The organism is Methylobacterium sp. WL116, assembly GCF_008039455.1.
Classification (GTDB): domain Bacteria; phylum Pseudomonadota; class Alphaproteobacteria; order Rhizobiales; family Beijerinckiaceae; genus Methylobacterium.
Map to the genome: position 1 here is coordinate 1 of NZ_VRUV01000909.1, position 1,041 is coordinate 1,041.

1 protein-coding gene is annotated in these 1,041 nt (G+C 76.5%); it reads left to right on the plus strand.

The features are described from left to right. Positions 1 to 1,041: autotransporter-associated beta strand repeat-containing protein (locus FV223_RS28380; RefSeq protein ID WP_187276289.1), on the plus strand; the 1,041-nt coding region annotated here is incomplete at both ends.

A 1,041-nucleotide genomic window follows, 5' to 3' on the forward strand; every position in this document is an offset into this window, starting at 1 on the left:
GCGTGGCGACCGCGACGGGCCTCGCCTGCGACGGGCCGGACGACGCGACGCTGGCGAGCCCGGTCGTCGGTCCCGGCGGCCTGTCGAAGGCCGGCACCGGCCGCGTCACCCTCTCGGCCGCCAACACCTATGCCGGCGGCACCAGCCTCTCGGCCGGCACGCTCGCGACTTCCGCGCCCGGAACGCTCGGCGCGACCGACGGCGCCTTGCTGGTCTCGGGCGGGCGGCTCGACCTCGGCGGCACGAATCAGGCCGTCGGGCTGGTGCGGCTCACCGGCGGCACCATCGCCGACGGGACGCTGCGCGGCTCGGTCTACGACGTGCAGTCCGGCGGCATCGAGGCCGCGCTGACCGGCCCCGGGCCGCTGGTGAAGACCGGCGCCGGCACCGTGACGCTGTCCGGCGCCAACGACTTCTCCGGCGGCACCCGCGTCGATGGCGGCACACTGCAGCTGACCGGGAGCGGTCGTCTCGGCGCGGCGGACGCGGCCCTCGTGGTCGGGGGCGGAACGCTCGATCTCGGCGGCACCGCCTCCAGCGCCGGCCCGGTGGTGCTCACCGCCGGCACGATCCGCAACGGCACGCTGCGCGGCGCGATCTATGGCCTGCAGAGCGGCACCGTGGACGCGGTGCTGTCGGGCCCCGGGACGCTCGCCAAGAGCGGCGACGGCACCGTCCTGCTGACCCAGGCCAACAGCTACGCCGGAACCACCTCGGTCACCAACGGGACCCTGCGCGCCGGCATCGCGGGCGCCCTCCCCGCGGGCAGCGCGCTCCTCGTCGCCGGTGCCGGGACCTTCGACCTCGCCGGCTACGACCAGAGCGTCGCCGCGCTGAACGGCGACGGTCGGGTCTCGCTGGGCGGAGCCACCCTCACCGCCGGCTCGAACGGCACCGACGCGCTGTTTTCCGGCACGATCGACGGCACCGGCACCATCGTGAAGACCGGCGCCGGCCGCCTCGACCTCACCGGCGACAGCCCGTTCGCCGGCGGCGTGACGGTGGCGGAAGGCCGCCTGCGGGTCGGCGGCGACCTCGGCG